This is a genomic window from uncultured Cohaesibacter sp., assembly GCF_963556055.3.
Classification (GTDB): Bacteria; Pseudomonadota; Alphaproteobacteria; order Rhizobiales; family Cohaesibacteraceae; genus Cohaesibacter.
Genome location: NZ_CAUVYE020000007.1, coordinates 30,395 through 45,082, shown reverse-complemented (window position 1 = coordinate 45,082; position 14,688 = coordinate 30,395). Strand labels below are relative to the sequence as shown.

The 14,688-nt window shown below is 54.1% G+C and carries 12 protein-coding genes; 8 read left to right on the top strand and 4 right to left on the bottom strand.

Translation table 11 applies throughout. The features are described 5' to 3' along the window. Nucleotides 1-234: 234 nt before the first annotated feature. Together ACHZB8_RS01710 and ACHZB8_RS01705 are read right to left on the bottom strand one after the other, a co-directional pair. Complete coding sequence (locus tag ACHZB8_RS01710; RefSeq protein WP_316858292.1) at nt 235-1,290, bottom strand: aldo/keto reductase; 1,056 nt, start codon at nt 1,288-1,290, stop codon at nt 235-237. Nucleotides 1,291-1,381: 91 nt separating this feature from the next. After that, nucleotides 1,382-1,957 carry an arylesterase gene (locus ACHZB8_RS01705; protein WP_316858290.1) on the bottom strand — a complete coding sequence of 192 codons (576 nt, stop codon included), beginning with the start codon at nt 1,955-1,957 and terminating at the stop codon, nt 1,382-1,384. Between the two features lie 344 nt (nt 1,958-2,301). On the opposite strand from ACHZB8_RS01705, the gene ACHZB8_RS01700 reads away from it, so the two are divergent. The 4 genes from ACHZB8_RS01700 to ACHZB8_RS01685 all read left to right on the top strand — a co-directional run bounded on the left by ACHZB8_RS01700 (nt 2,302) and on the right by ACHZB8_RS01685 (nt 7,217). Beyond that, the gene (locus ACHZB8_RS01700; protein WP_316858429.1) at nt 2,302-3,006 is read left to right on the top strand and encodes an ABC transporter ATP-binding protein; all 705 of its coding nucleotides are present in this window, start codon (nt 2,302-2,304) and stop codon (nt 3,004-3,006) included. A gap of 11 nt (nt 3,007-3,017) precedes the next feature. Continuing rightward, complete coding sequence (locus ACHZB8_RS01695; protein WP_316858289.1) at nt 3,018-5,624, top strand: FtsX-like permease family protein; 2,607 nt, start codon at nt 3,018-3,020, stop codon at nt 5,622-5,624. 253 nt (nt 5,625-5,877) lie between these two features. Beyond that, complete coding sequence (locus ACHZB8_RS01690) at nt 5,878-6,603, top strand: Bax inhibitor-1/YccA family protein (protein ID WP_316858428.1); 726 nt, start codon at nt 5,878-5,880, stop codon at nt 6,601-6,603. A 197-nt stretch (nt 6,604-6,800) separates the two neighbouring features. After that, nucleotides 6,801-7,217 (top strand): hypothetical protein, encoded by a 417-nt coding sequence (locus ACHZB8_RS01685; RefSeq protein WP_316858288.1) that lies wholly within the window; start codon nt 6,801-6,803, stop codon nt 7,215-7,217. A gap of 94 nt (nt 7,218-7,311) precedes the next feature. Here ACHZB8_RS01685 and ACHZB8_RS01680 read toward each other — a convergent pair whose 3' ends face one another. Together ACHZB8_RS01680 and ACHZB8_RS01675 are read right to left on the bottom strand one after the other, a co-directional pair. Next, nucleotides 7,312-7,650, bottom strand: a complete 339-nt coding sequence (locus tag ACHZB8_RS01680; RefSeq protein WP_316858427.1) for a DUF2794 domain-containing protein — start codon at nt 7,648-7,650, stop codon at nt 7,312-7,314. 230 nt (nt 7,651-7,880) lie between these two features. Next, nucleotides 7,881-8,186, bottom strand: a complete 306-nt coding sequence (locus tag ACHZB8_RS01675; protein ID WP_316858287.1) for a hypothetical protein — start codon at nt 8,184-8,186, stop codon at nt 7,881-7,883. A gap of 786 nt (nt 8,187-8,972) precedes the next feature. Between ACHZB8_RS01675 and htpG the strand changes: the two genes are divergently transcribed. The 4 genes from htpG (at nt 8,973) to ftsY (ending at nt 14,651) form a co-directional block, all read left to right on the top strand. Next, nucleotides 8,973-10,901 (top strand): molecular chaperone HtpG, encoded by a 1,929-nt coding sequence (gene htpG, locus ACHZB8_RS01670; RefSeq protein ID WP_316858286.1) that lies wholly within the window; start codon nt 8,973-8,975, stop codon nt 10,899-10,901. A 223-nt stretch (nt 10,902-11,124) separates the two neighbouring features. Further along, entirely contained in the window at nt 11,125-12,003 is an 879-nt protein-coding gene (dapF, locus tag ACHZB8_RS01665; RefSeq protein ID WP_316858284.1) for a diaminopimelate epimerase, read from the top strand. Between the two features lie 5 nt (nt 12,004-12,008). Beyond that, the gene (gene mtaB / locus ACHZB8_RS01660) at nt 12,009-13,265 is read left to right on the top strand and encodes a tRNA (N(6)-L-threonylcarbamoyladenosine(37)-C(2))-methylthiotransferase MtaB (RefSeq protein ID WP_316858282.1); all 1,257 of its coding nucleotides are present in this window, start codon (nt 12,009-12,011) and stop codon (nt 13,263-13,265) included. Between the two features lie 81 nt (nt 13,266-13,346). Then, on the top strand, nt 13,347-14,651 hold the full coding sequence (gene ftsY, locus ACHZB8_RS01655) for a signal recognition particle-docking protein FtsY (protein ID WP_394706067.1): 1,305 nt from the start codon (nt 13,347-13,349) through the stop codon (nt 14,649-14,651). Nucleotides 14,652-14,688: the final 37 nt, after the last annotated feature.

Genomic DNA, 14,688 nt, shown 5'->3' with positions numbered 1-14,688 from the left:
GAAATGATTTCGTTCAAAGCTCTTGATAGTCCCGGTCGAATCACTTCAGAACTGTCACTTTGACACAATAGCCGAAAAAATATGACGTTGCTTTGAAAGCTTTGCCCCAAGCAAATTTGCGTGCATTTTCAAAGCCTTGTTTGTGGATAGCCCCGCCCTTCAGAACAGGGCGGGACGCGCTGACATATCAATTGCCAGAATTGGATCTGGTGGCGGTGCTGTTCCTTCCCAGGCTTATGGGCAAGGGTTGGAATGCAGCATATGGACCGCGTCGAGTTCCTTTTTCATTTCGTCGGTCAGTTTGAACTCATGGGATGCGATGTCGGTTTTCAGCTGTTCCATCTTGGTCGCCCCCAGAATGACGGAGGTGGTGAATGGACGGCTGAGAACGAAAGCGAGCGCCATTTGGGCGACGTCGACTTCGAATTTCTCAGCAATCTCGAGATACCGTCTGACAGCTGGCTCTGCCCCGATGGTCTGGTAGCGGCCACCAAAATTCTTGAACAGGGTCATGCGGGCCCCGGCCGGTTGTTTGCCGTCGAGATATTTGCCCGTGATGACACCTTGTCCCAGTGATGAATAGGCAAGCAGGCCGACTTGTTCGCGCATGGCGATTTCCGCGAGATTGATTTCGAATGTGCGGTTGAGCAGGCTATAGGCATTCTGAATGGAGACAACGCGCGGGCCTGTCCCTGTTTCCGCTTCATTGAGATAGTTCATCATGCCCCAGGCGCTTTCGTTGGAAAGGCCGACATGGCGCACTTTGCCGGCTTTTACCAATTCCTGCATGGCTGCAATGGTTTCGGCAATCGGGGTTTCGTCTTCTGTTGCACCCGGATGGGAATAGATCAGCGGGTTTGAGCCAAACTGGGTGACTTTACGATCTGGCCAATGAATCTGGTAAAGGTCGATATAGTCGGTTTTCAGGCGTTTCAGGTTCTTGTCAACCGCTTCGAGCACTTGCGCACGATTGAGACGTGGTGCAACACCGCCGTCACGATACCAGTCATTCTCGGAACGGCCGATGATTTTTGTCGCCAGAATGATGTCGCTGCGATTGCCACGGTCTTTCATCCAGTCGCCGATGATTTCCTCGGTACGACCTTGGGTCTGGGCCCGACTTGGAACCGGATATAGCTCGGCCGTGTCAATGAAGTTGATGCCCTGATCGACGGCATAGTCAAGCTGCTCATAGGCTTCGGCTTTGGTGTTTTGTTCACCCCAGGTCATTGTTCCGAGGCACAGGCTGCTCACTTCAAGGTCTGTACGACCCAGTTTTCTTTTTTCCATAACGGGATCCGTTCCTGTATTGGGCCAGTGGGCGGGAATAAATCTGGCCGGACGACAAGTCATTCATGTGCAATACATGCAGACGTTCAAACTATTGCAATATATCCATGACGAAGGGTGTCATCTTCCTGACGATGATTTCTATCCCTTCTGAAGTTGGATGGATGCCGTCTTCCAGATTGAGGTGTGGTTGGGCTGCGACATCTTCCAGAAAAAAAGGATATAGCGGAATATCGTATCTTTTAGCAAGAGTTGGATAGATGCTGTTGAAGGCCTTGACATAATTCTCCCCCATATTGGGTGGGGATTGCATGCCCAGAAGGGCAACAGCAAGCCCCTTTTTCTGGAATGCCTCGATCATGGCAGAGAGATTCTCCTGTGCCTTATCAACTGGCAGACCCTGCAACGCATCATTTGCCCCAAGTTCGAGAAGAACGAGGTCGATATCTTCCGGCGTCGACCAATCGAGCCGCGCAAGGCCCGAAGCGGTGGTGTCGCCAGAAACGGCGGCATTGATGACGTCCACCTTCAGACCATGTTGCCTGAGGCTCTGTTGCAACTGACTGGTGAAACCCTTGTCGGGGGGAAGCTGATAACCGGCCGAAAGCGAATCACCAAAGGCAAGAATACGCACCGTTTCAGCAGCATGAGCGGGGTCGGGGGACATGGCAAACCCTGTGAGAAGAAGGATAAAAGAGACGAATAATTTCAAGAAAGAAAAGATCTGATAGTGTCCCGAACTGTGCCTTGTGGTGGCATGACAAGCTGCAATTGGGGGCAAATTCTGACGTTGGATGGTGATCATGGGCGTCTCGCGCAAATAACTTTTTGGGTTTTGTCTGGCTCGTCCCTATATCTGGGAAATCGCCTTTTCACTTTAAAGCGACAAGCTTGAATTCGGATTTCAATGCATTCTCGATACCATAGGTAAGGTTCGCTGTGACTTCATCTCTCAATACTGCATCTCCCTCTTTCTCTTCGTCAAGCGGCGAGCCCGTTGCCAGAGATGCCATCATTTCACTGAAAGATGTCTATTTGAGTCTCGGTTTGGGGCAATCGCGTGTCGATATCCTGCGTGGTATCGATCTTGATATCGAGAGAGGCCAGTCCGTTGGTCTTGTGGGACCTTCCGGATCGGGCAAATCGACTCTGTTGATGGTCATGGCCGGGCTTGAGCGGGCGGACCGCGGTCAGGTTCTGGTCGAAAGAAATGATCTGTTGGGAATGAATGAAGATGATCTGGCCCGTTTCAGGGGGGCCAGAATTGGAATCATTTTCCAGTCTTTCCATCTGGTGCCAACCATGACAGCGCTCGAGAATACCGCCATTCCTTTGGAGCTTGCCGGTCAGAGAGATGCCTTCGAAATAGCAAAAGGCGAGCTTGAAGCGGTTGGCCTTGGCCATCGCACGCATCATTATCCGGCGGAATTGTCCGGTGGCGAGCAACAGAGAGTGGCAATCGCGCGGGCACTGGCACCCCGTCCCTCCATCCTGATCGCCGATGAACCCACGGGAAATCTGGACAGTGACACCGGCCGGGAAATATCCGATCTGATGTTCCGCCTGCATAAGGAAAGAGCGATGACGCTGATGCTTGTGACCCATGATGCCAATCTGGCTGACCGGTGTGAACGTGTTGTCCGGCTTCGTTCCGGGCAGCTCGTTGAATCACCTCATGAGGTGCCGGCATCCGAGCCGACCTCCCGGTCTTCTTAGGGAGTGAAAGCATGGACCAGAGCGTTTCAAACAAGGGACTGGCTTCAGGGCCCGAACTTTCCCCTATCGCAAGACAGGGTTTGTGGGCGTCGCTTCGTCTGGCCTTCGTCTTCGCCATGCGCGAGATGCGCGGTGGATTGCGAGGCTTTTACATCTTTCTTGCCTGCATTGCCCTTGGGGTTGCCGCGATTGGAGGGGTGGGCTCGGCGTCCAAGGCCCTCACGGGGGGGCTTGATGAACGGGGACGCGAAATTCTCGGTGGCGACCTCTCCCTTTCGGCCATTCATACCCGCGTGAGCGATGAACAGCGCACTTTTCTGGAGCGTTTCGGGCAAGTCTCGGAGGTGGCCAGCTTGCGAGCCATGGCACGCAAAGCCGATGGGTCCGATCAGTTGCTTATTGATCTCAAGGCGGTCGATGGTGTCTATCCGATGGTTGGGACGCTCGAAACCCTCAACGGCAAGGGCTTGTTCGAGGGTGGGTTGGTTGTCGATCCCCTGCTGCTTGAGCGTCTTGGTCTTGAGGTGGGTGATCCCCTGATAATCGGGGTGAAACAGTTCATTATCAGCGACGTGATCAGTTCGGAGCCCGATGCGCTTGCCTCGGGAATGGCCTTCGGGCCTCGTGTTCTCATGACGCTGAAGGGGCTGGATGAAACCAATCTGCTACAGCCCGGTGTCATTGTGCGCTGGATCACGCGCCTCAAGATGACAGGTGCCGCAAGCCTTGACGATATCGACAAGGCAATCGCCGAGATCAGGGAGGCATTCCCCGATGCGGGTTGGCGGGTTCGCTCCCGTGCCAATGCGGCCGAAGGGCTGTCGCGCAGCATTGACCGCTTTGCGGCCTTTCTGGTGCTGGTCGGTCTTGCTTCTCTCATCACGGGTGGGGTTGGGATTGCCAATGCCGTGCAAGCCTTTGTCACTTCCCGGCAGGCAACGATTGCCAGCTACAAGTGTCTGGGTGCGCCCAGCTGGTTGATCGTCGGCATATATCTGGCGCAAATCGTGATTATCGCGCTCATCGGCATTGCAATCGGTCTTGTCTTTGCCGCCAGTGTGCCCTTCCTGCTGAAGGTCGTGATCCCCGAAAGCCTGCCGCTGTCCTCTGCGATGGTCCACCCATTGCAACTGGGCAAGGCAGCGCTGTTTGGCATGCTTGCCGCATTGCTTTTCTCGATGCGCCCGCTTCTGCGTGCCCGCGCCATTCCTGCGACTGCACTGTTTCGCGACCAGATTGCTCCGGTTTCTTATCATGCCAGCAAGATCGACTGGGCGATTACCGCCTTTCTTGCGGTCTTGCTGGTCGGGCTTGTGCTTGCGAGTGCCGAAGTGCTTGTCGTGGCTGCCGGTTTTCTTGCCGGGATGGTGGTTGTCTTTGCATTGTTGCGTTTCATTGCCTTTCTCATCATGCGGGCAGCGGCGCACATGCCGAGGTTTCGCCATGTGGTGCCTCGTCTTGCTATCGCCAATTTGCATCGGCCCGGAGCGCTCACGCCCTCGGTGGCACTGTCTCTCGGTCTTGGTCTGAGCCTGCTGGTCACGCTGGTCTTGATTGATCTCAATCTGCAACAACAGTTGACCGGGAATTTGCAGGCAAAGGCGCCGAATTTCTTTTTCCTCAATATCCAGAATTCGGAAGTGGAACAGTTTGAAGCAGATCTCGATACACTGGTGCCCGGTGGTGAGCATCAACGGGTACCAATGCTGCGTGGACGTCTTGTTTCCCTCAAGGGTATCGAGGCCGGTGACTATGATGCGCCTGAAGAGGCTCAATGGGTATTGCGAGGCGATCGCGGCATAACCTATTCGGACCTGCCACCGGAAAACTCAACTCTTGTTGAAGGGACATGGTGGCAGCCGGACTATTCGGGATTTCCTCTTGTTTCCTTTGATGCGGAGCTGGCTGAAGAGCTGGGGCTTGCGATTGGTGACAGGATCGAAGTGAATGTCCTGGGTAGAACCATCGAGGCCGAGATTTTCAATCTGCGGCAGGTCGAGTGGCAATCGCTTGCGATCAACTTTGTCATGGTCTTTTCTCCCAACACCTTTGCCGGAGCACCTCATGCACATCTCGCAACCTTGACCATCGACCCGGACGGAAAAGCAGACAAAGCGATCTCCACAAAAAGAGAGTCGGAGGTGATGAAAAGCATAACCGCGGCTTTTCCGACAGTGACGACAGTGCGGGTGGGCGATGCACTGGATCGTGTCAATGATCTGGTCCGTCAGCTGGCCTGGGGCATGCGGGCGGCTTCTTCACTGGCGATCATCGCATCCATTCTCGTGCTGGCCGGGGCCCTTGCGGCCGGACAGCGCGAGCGGATCTATGATGCCGTCATTTTGAAGACACTCGGGGCAAGTCGGATGCAGGTTCTGACGGCCTACGGGTTGGAATATTGCCTTCTGGGGTTTGTCACTGCCATTTTCGCCCTGTTGATTGGTCATGTTTCGGCCTATCTGGTTCTGACGCGTGTCATGCAGATGCCGTTTGCCTGGCAGCCGGGCGTTTCCTTTCTGGTCGTCATTCTGGCCATGATGGTGACAATTTCTCTCGGTTTGCTTGGTACATGGTCGAGCTTAAGTCGAAAACCGGCGCAAATCTTACGCAATGGTTAAGGTATAAATTCGTATAGTTAGGCTGTTGTTATGATTACAATGACGTAATATTGATCGAAGAAAGCGGTTTGAACGAGAAAAAAGGCTTGAGCTTGCTGGTCAAGCTCCCCATATATTTGTTCGAACGTCGATTTGATGAACTGCGTCTGTGACGGCTCGCTTCTGTTTCGCCCGAAAAATGGGCCGCCGAACCAGTTCGCGTAAAGTATCGTGAGGAGAAACCATAGTGAACGACTTTCGTCAGAGTGCACATATGAGCGGCCGCGCCGCAGAAATGGCGCGCATTGATCAAGGCCTGCGCAGCTATATGCTCAAGGTCTATAACTATATGGCCATCGCGCTGGCAGTCACTGGCGTGTTTGCCTATGGCATGTTCCAGCTGTCTTTTGTTCGTGAAGGCGGCGATGTGGTCGGCGTGACCCAGCTTGGAGCGACGTTGTTCAACAGCCCGCTTAAATGGGTCGTGATGTTTGCGCCCTTTGCTCTGGTCATGTATCTGAGCTTCCGCATTCACAAAATGAGTGCAAGCACCGCGCAGATGGTCTTCTGGATCTACTCGGCCCTGATGGGCGCCTCGCTGACCTGGATCTTTGCGGTCTATACCATGACCTCGGTTACGCAGGTCTTCTTCATCACAGCCGCTTCCTTTGCAGCGCTGAGCCTTTACGGCTACACCACGCCGAAAAGCTTGTCGGGCTGGGGCAGCTTCCTGTTCATGGGTCTGATCGGCCTTGTGATCGCATCCATCGTCAATATTTTCCTTGCGTCCAGCGCAATGGCCTTTGCGATTTCCGCGATCGGGGTTCTGGTCTTTGCCGGTCTTACCGCCTATGACACGCAGAAGATCAAGGAAATGTATTTTGAAGGCGATAGCTCTGAAACAGCAGGCAAGAAAGCCATCATGGGCGCTTTGACGCTCTATCTGGACTTCATCAACCTGTTCCTGATGCTGCTGCGCCTGCTCGGCAATCGCGAATAGTCTTTTGGTCTATCGAAAAAGGAAAAGCCTCTCCATACGGGGCGGCTTTTTTGTTTTCACCCCTTATATATGGGAGCGGTTCCGGACTGTTTCAATTGGGGCGATGACTGACAAAATTGGTCACATTGACGCCGAGGCAAAGGCTCGGTAGCTAGGCATTCCTGTCGCAATATTGCTCAATGCTCAAGGAGTGTGCCATGCTTCGTGTGATCGCCGGTGTCAATCTTTTCGCCGCTATTGTTCATCTCGTTTTCTGGGGAATGGCCTTTATTCATTTCAGGGATGGCCTGACGCTGTCTTCCCCTGTTCCTGCGGCGCTTGCCACAACCTTCGGGATCGGTGTGGCCGATCTGGTCTGGTCGGTGCCTCTGCTTGTTGTCGGATCAATCGGCGTGATGCAGAGGCGAGCCGCAGGCTGGCTTTCGGCACAGCTTGCCAATGGTCTCTATTTCTATTCCATGACCTTCATTCTGGTGAGGGACACTCTCACGGGTGATTTCAAACCCGGAAGCTACCTGTTCATGCCATTTACGCTGTTTGCCTTCTGGGCCTTGTGGGGCTTATGGAAACGGCGGGATGAGTTTCCCGGGCTTTGCGGCGCGTCTCAGGCTTGATTGCATGCGCAGCCAAGGGGCTCGGCTCCGAAGGGCCAAACACCATCCTGCCTTCGGCTGCGCGTATCCCTGTTCTTGCTGGTTGGCAGATGCTCTAGTTTTCAACCACTTTGATCAGTTTCTGATTGAGAAATCGCAGGATATGGTCCAGCTCATGTCCGCGCTTGAGAATTTGCCCCTGTTGCGAGATGAGGCAAAAGGCCCCCTGTCGCCGTGCCAGTTTGGGGTTTTTCTCGATGCGGTAAACCGGCATTTCACTTGTTCGTCTGAAAATGGAAAAGACGGCTCGATCCTTCAAGGTATCAAGTGCATAGTCTCGCCATTCACCGGCCGCCACCATACGTCCATAGACGTTCAGGATATTCATCAGTTCCATTCGGTTGAAACAGATTTGCTGAGGTGGCTTTGGTTGGTTGGTGGAATGGTTGACCATGGGGGCTGGGCGTAAACTCGCCAGCGACGTCACACTTTCATCAGAATTATCGAGCAAGCGATCCTCCTTTTGTTTCCGGCAATGGTGAAAACCGACACTTTGCTCTGTGTCAGAATGTTCGCCGTGCCTTCATGATCGTCGCAAAATTTGCGCTTGGCAAGTCCGGATGGGGCGCTTTTGAGAAAACGGCGCGAATTCGCGCCGTATCTGTTCATTTGATCCAGGCTGGATCAGGATTTCTTGCCCGACAAAAGCATCCCGGCCAGTCCAGTCAGCACACCACCACCGGCAACACCGCCAACAACCGAGCCAACAATCGCACCGACATCCAGACCACCTGCCGCGTCACCGGTTGCAGCTGCGATGAGAGAGCCGATGACCGGGCCAAGGGCCTGACCACCTGCAAGGCCGCCAATGCCGCCAGCCAGAAGTTTCGGCAGCAATTGCATGGCAGCCTGCTTGACGATGGTGCCGACCACGCCACCACCAACGACGCCGGAAATAACTTGAATGATAATGGGAATGAGAGTTTCCATGGGACTGTCTCCTGAAATGCCTATTCTTAAAGTCTAAAAGCAAATTGCTTTTTTCATTTCGTCACAGCCCAAAAACCCGGTCCTATCAATACAGGATACAAAGCTGATAGCAATCGGATTTGTCCGTTTTGGCAAGGCTTTATCCAATTGTTAACGATTTGCATCTTGAAACAGATCTTACTCATGATGAAATCACTTTGGATTAAGTGAATTTGCTTGGCGTGGGCCGGTTGCCATACCGGACATCCGATGTCAGGGCCTTGTTCCCACTTTTTAAAATGTCACGGAATTGCCTTATTTCAGCCCTTGGAAAGTCACAGCCGGGCGCCAATATAATTGATGTTGTCCCGTTGTCCGGTTTGATTTGTTGTCTGGCTCTGCCCCCTTTGACAGATGTTCAAACAGACCGGATTGCCTGAATATCCCGCGGTTGTGCCTATTGGTTTTCAACCGTCCGCGATGCTCCGGCGATTGTTCGCCCAAACCTGGTTAGGCGGCGAACAACCCATTGCGTGTCAACATCCCAACAGCTCCTTAACGGGATGGCATCCGCGCATCCCGTTTTTTTTTGGCCTTTTGGCAAGGTTCTCCATCTTGAAAGTCGCTGGCTGCATTGCTAGATCGTGGGACAGTTATTCGACCTGATTGTTGGCGATGTTTTTCTTGAGCGTGCTTTCGAGGCGCTTTGGGGGGAAGGGGCGACAATCAGAACAAGAGCGATGGTCACCGGACGGGGGTCCGTTGTGAGGACAATGTCTGGTGATGCAAAAATGGAAGGACCGATCAATGTCAGAACAGACCACGGATACGGCAGTTGGAACCGAAACCCATTCTTTTGAAGCCGAGGTTTCCCGCCTGCTCCACTTGATGGTGCATGCCGTTTATTCCAACAAGGAAATTTTTCTGCGCGAGCTCATTTCCAACGCTGCGGATGCGTGCGAAAAGCTGCGCCATGAAGCTTTGACCAATTCGGAGCTTGTCAAGGATGATGCGAGTTACAAGATTACGCTCTCCTCCGACGGAACCGCAGGTACCCTGACCGTTGCTGACAATGGTATCGGCATGGGCAAGGAAGAGCTTATCGACAATCTGGGCACGATTGCGCGCTCCGGTACGCGCGCTTTTCTCGATCAGCTTGCTGCCAATAACGGGACTGACGGATCGGCCCTGATCGGGCAATTCGGTATCGGTTTCTATTCTGCTTTCATGGTTGCGGATCAGGTTGAAGTTGTGTCTCGCCGCGCTGGAAGTTCCGAAGCATGGCGTTGGTCCTCCGATGGCATGGGCTCCTATGAGATTGCCCCGGCGAGTGATGAAGATGCCTTGCCGCGCGGCACCAAGATCGTTTTGCATTTGAAAGAAGATGAAAAGGCTTTCGCCGATTCCCAGACGATCCGCCGCGTGGTCCGCGAATATTCGGCCCATGTTCCGGTGCCGATTCGCCTGATGAGCTTTAATGAAGAAGCCAACGCGATTGATGAAGAGGACCTGACCGATGGTTCCGCGCTCTGGACCAAATCGAAGTCTGACATCACGGAAGAACAATATAAGGAATTCTATCAGTATAATGCCGGGCAGTTTGATGATCCGGCGCTGACGATTCATTATCGCGCCGAAGGTCGTACCGAATATAATGTGTTGGCGTTCGTGCCCGAACACAAACCCTTTGATCTGTTCGATCCAAATCGCAAGGGTCGTCTCAAGCTTTATGTCCGGCGTGTTTTCATCACCGATGACGCCAATATCGTTCCGGCCTATTTGCGCTTTGTGCGCGGGGTGGTCGACAGCGAGGACATTCCGCTCAACATTTCCCGTGAGATGTTGCAGGACAATCCGATTCTTAACGCCATCGGCAAGGGTGTGACCAACCGTATTCTGTCCGAACTTGAAAAATTCGCCAAGAATGACGAAGAAAAATTCTCATCCGTCTGGGACGCCTTTGGTCCGGTCATCAAGGAAGGGCTCTATGAGGATCCTGAACGGCGCGACCAACTGTTCAAGCTGGTTCGTTTCAATACCACCAAGGGCGATAACCGCACCCTGGCCGATTATGTTGCGGATCTGAAGGAAAACCAGACTGCGATCTATTATGCACTTGGCGATAGCAAAGACGGCATTCTTGCAAGTCCGCAGCTTGAAGGCTATCAGGCGCGGGAGGTGGAAGTGTTGCTGCTCAGTGACGCGGTTGATGCCTTCTGGGTTCAGACGGCACTTGGTTATGATGGCAAGAGCTTCAAATCCATCAGTCAGGGCGCTGCCGATCTCGATACGATTGAAAAGCCGAAATCCGAAGATGACGCCGCCAAGGACGAAGAGGAAAAGGCCAAGGAACAGGGTGCTGTTGCCGAGTTGGTGACCTTCGTGAAAGAAACACTCGGTGATGCGGTCTCCGATGTGCGAATTTCTTCGCGCCTTGCCACGAGCCCGGTTTGTATCGTTGCTCCGGATTACGGGCCGGACCGGCAGTTTGAAAAGTTGATGCGGTCCCAGAAGGGCACTGACGCGGCGCTGAAACCGATCCTTGAGGTCAATCCTGACCACTCCCTGATTCTGATGCTGGCCGAGCAGCTCAAGGCAGCCAGTGACAAGGCCGCAATTGAGGATGGGGCTCATCTGTTGCTCGATCAGGCGCTCATTCTGGATGGCGAACATCCTGCCAACCCGGCGGTTTTTGCTTCTCGCCTGTCCAAGGTGATGATGAGTGGCCTCAAGTAACCATCTTTACCGGTGATTTCGACAAAGCCGCGAAGGACAGTTTCTTTCGCGGCTTTTTTGTTGTAAGACAGCCTGCCTTATTTCGGCGAAGGCTGTTCATCCGTCTCAAGGGGTGGTAAATGCACCCAACTTGCGCCATGTGGTGATGAGTGGAAACGCTTTCGGCGATACTCGCCCTTTTCTTGAACCAAAAGCAGGATTGGCTTCTTCGATGGCCTCGCATGTGCAATTTTTGAAAATGAATGGTCTTGGCAACGAGTTTATCGTGATCGATGCCCGAAAGACCATGCCCCCGCTCGGGGCCGATGCCGTGCGCCTGCTTGCCGATCACAAGACCGGGCCGGGATGCGATCAGTTCATCACGCTCGAAACATCGCCAAACGGCGCCGACATCTTCATGCGCATTCACAACGCCGATGGCGGAGAGGTGGAAGCCTGTGGCAATGCCACTCGCTGTGTCGCGCGTCTGGTGATGGCCGAGACGGGCCGGGACCGGGCTGTCGTTGAAACCGTTGTGGGCCATCTCATCGGCGCTCGCGGCGCGGATGATACAATGGTCACGGTTGATATGGGCGTGCCGAAATTTGGCTGGAAGGATATTCCGCTGTCAGAGCCTTTTGAGGATACCCGTGCAATCGAATTGCAGATCGGGCCGATTGATGCGCCGATTTTGCATACACCTTCGGTGGTCAATGTGGGCAATCCGCATGCAATTTTCTGGGTCAAGAATGATGTCGAGAGCTATGGCTTGGAAAGCAACGGGCCTTTGCTTGAAAATCACATGATCTTTCCGCAAAGAGCCAATATCTCGCTGGCGCAGATCCTGTCTCGCAGTGAAATGGTACTCAAGGTCTGGGAGCGCGGTGTGGGGCTGACCCGTGCTTGCGGCACGGCGGCCTGTGCGGCGACGGTTGCGGCCATTCGCAACAATCTGACCGATCGTAAGGTGCTGGTGCATCTGCCGGGCGGGGATCTCAGCATTTACTGGCGCGAGACGGACGACCATATCATGATGTCCGGCGCGACCGAATTGGAATATGCCGGTGAGATTGATCTGGATGATCTCTCCTGGCGCAAGCTGCCGACGGGCGGCGCGGAGTAGCCTTTATGACAATCAAGGTTCTAACCTTCGGATGTCGGCTCAATACCTATGAATCCGAAGTCATGAAACAACAGGCCGCAGAAGCCGGTCTTGAGAATACCATTCTGGTCAATACCTGTGCGGTGACGAGCGAAGCTGTCCGGCAAGCGCGTCAGCAGATCAGAAAGGCCAAGCGCGACAATCCGGGAAGCCGGATTATCGTCACGGGATGCGCAGCCCAGACGGAAGCAAACCGCTTCGCCGAGATGGACGAGGTCGATCTCGTGCTTGGCAACGAGGACAAGTTGAAAGCCGACAGCTATCGCTCGGTTCCTGATTTTGGCGTGCCAATGGCCGAGAAAATCCGGGTTAACGATATCATGAGCGTGCGCGAGACGGCGCTGCATCTCATCGAAGGCTTCGAAGGTCACACCCGCGCCTTCGTGCAGATCCAGAATGGCTGCGATCATCGTTGCACCTTCTGTATTATCCCCTTTGGGCGTGGCAACAGTCGATCAGTGGCAATGGGCCCTGTGGTTGATCAGATTACCAGACTTGTTGACAATGGCTATCGGGAAGTGGTTCTGACCGGGGTCGACATCACGTCCTACGGAGCAGACTTGCCAGGACAGCCCAAGCTGGGAACGCTGGTGAAGGCCATCCTCAAACATGTGCCACAGCTCGAGCGTTTGCGTATTTCCTCCATCGATTCGGTCGAGGCGGATCCGGACCTGATGGACTGCATTGCCAATGAGCAGCGTTTGATGCCGCATATGCATCTGTCCTTGCAGGCGGGCGACAATCTGATTCTGAAGCGGATGAAGCGGCGACACAGTCGAGAGCACAGCATCGAGTTTTGTCGTCAGGTGCGCGTCCTGCGGCCCGATATGGTGTTTGGAGCGGACATTATCGTCGGGTTTCCGACCGAGACCGAAGAGATGTTCCAGCGCAGTCTTGCAATTGTCGAGGAATGCGACCTCACCCATTTGCACGTCTTTCCCTTCTCGCCAAGGCCGGGCACACCAGCGGCGCGGATGCCGCAAGTGAGAGGACCTGTCATTCGTGAGCGCGCAGCGCGGTTGCGCGACGTGGGAGAAGCTGCTCTCAAGCGTCATCTAGACGGACAGATCGGGCGGAATGTGCGGTTGCTTGTCGAGGGAAAAGGCCTTGCACGAACCGAACAATTTACTTTGACAGAGATTGCGGATGGCGTTCCAGGTGATATTGTGGCAGCACGTATCGTAGATGCCAGCCATCGCCATTTGATGGCCATTGGAATTTAGATTTGTAGCGTCTTTTGTTTTCGCTTTTGCCGGTTCGGCTGGCAGTGTTCTGGCGCGCTTCATGGATGAGGGAGTAGGCTTTTGGCCAAAAAGGGAATTTTCTCTCGATTGTTCGGCTCGGCAGACGAGAGCGTGGTAACGGACGATCAAAAGACGGCGGTCGATCAGCCAGAGGAAGAGCAAGGTCCGGCCTCGGAGGCGGGTACCCAGACCGAGATGGAAGACGTCACTTCAGAGCCCGTTGAAGAGAGGGAGGCTGAAGCAGAGGAACCTGTCGCTGACGATGATGTGGGCGAGGACACGGAGGATCGGCAAGGGGACCTTTCTGAAGAGTCCGAAGATGCAGATTTAACTGAGGAACCGGCTGATACAGTCCTCAATGCGCAGACTGAGAATGCCGAGGCGCACAGCAGTGAGGCACCTGTTGAGGCAATGGAGCCCGAAAAGCAGCATGAGAAGAAGCTCTCCTGGTTTGAGCGGCTGAGGCGCGGGTTGGCGCGCTCTTCCGGCGCACTTGGCGAAGGGATCAGCTCGATCTTTACCAAGCGAAAGCTGGACGATGACAGCTTGCAGGATCTTGAAGATATTCTCATTCAGGCCGATCTTGGTGTTGAAACAGCAATGATGATCACCGACCGCCTGTCGGAAGGGCGGTTCAACAAGGAGATTTCCGGCAAGGAAGTGCAGGAAATCCTGGCAGATGAAGTTGACAAGGTGCTCGAACCGGTTGCCAAGCCGCTTCAGATTACGCGCCCTGAAAGCGGACCGCATGTGATCCTGATGATCGGCGTGAATGGGGCAGGCAAGACCACGACCATTGGCAAGCTGGCGCAGAAATTCCAGATGGAAGGCAAGAAGGTGATGCTTGCAGCAGGCGACACCTTCCGCGCGGCCGCGATTGATCAGCTGAAAATCTGGGGTGAACGAACCGGAGCGCCGGTCATTGTGCGTGATGTGGGTGCCGATGCGGCCGGACTGGCATTTGATGCCATGTCTGAAGCCAGGGAAAGCGGCATGGACATCCTGCTGATCGACACGGCAGGGCGACTGCAAAACCGGACCGAATTGATGGCTGAGTTGGAAAAGATTGTGCGTGTCATCAAGAAACAGGATGCAACAGCCCCCCATTCGGTGCTGTTGGTGCTGGATGCTACCACGGGACAGAATGCCATGAATCAGGTTGAGGTCTTCTCAAAGATGGCCGGTGTGACTGGTCTGGTCATGACCAAACTGGACGGTACGGCACGAGGTGGCATTTTGGTGGCGATTTCTGCCAAGCATAAAGTGCCGGTGCATTTTATTGGCGTCGGCGAAGGCGTTGATGATCTTGAAGCCTTCCAATCGCGGGATTTTGCAAGGGCGATAGCCGGTTTGGCAAATGACTGACATCAATCAATAAATGCTCCCATCGGGATCTGTGAGT

What these genes read in the sequence shown, in the direction of transcription:
- ACHZB8_RS01710 (WP_316858292.1), bottom strand. Translation starts at nt 1,290, where the DNA reads ATGGAAAAAAGAAAACTGGGTCGTACAGACCTTGAAGTGAGCAGCCTG.
- ACHZB8_RS01705 (WP_316858290.1), bottom strand. Translation starts at nt 1,957, where the DNA reads ATGTCCCCCGACCCCGCTCATGCTGCTGAAACGGTGCGTATTCTTGCC.
- ACHZB8_RS01695 (WP_316858289.1), top strand. Translation starts at nt 3,018, where the DNA reads ATGGACCAGAGCGTTTCAAACAAGGGACTGGCTTCAGGGCCCGAACTT.
- ACHZB8_RS01690 (WP_316858428.1), top strand. Translation starts at nt 5,878, where the DNA reads ATGAGCGGCCGCGCCGCAGAAATGGCGCGCATTGATCAAGGCCTGCGC.
- ACHZB8_RS01685 (WP_316858288.1), top strand. Translation starts at nt 6,801, where the DNA reads ATGCTTCGTGTGATCGCCGGTGTCAATCTTTTCGCCGCTATTGTTCAT.
- ACHZB8_RS01680 (WP_316858427.1), bottom strand. Translation starts at nt 7,650, where the DNA reads ATGGTCAACCATTCCACCAACCAACCAAAGCCACCTCAGCAAATCTGT.
- ACHZB8_RS01675 (WP_316858287.1), bottom strand. Translation starts at nt 8,186, where the DNA reads ATGGAAACTCTCATTCCCATTATCATTCAAGTTATTTCCGGCGTCGTT.
- htpG (WP_316858286.1), top strand. Translation starts at nt 8,973, where the DNA reads ATGTCAGAACAGACCACGGATACGGCAGTTGGAACCGAAACCCATTCT.
- mtaB (WP_316858282.1), top strand. Translation starts at nt 12,009, where the DNA reads ATGACAATCAAGGTTCTAACCTTCGGATGTCGGCTCAATACCTATGAA.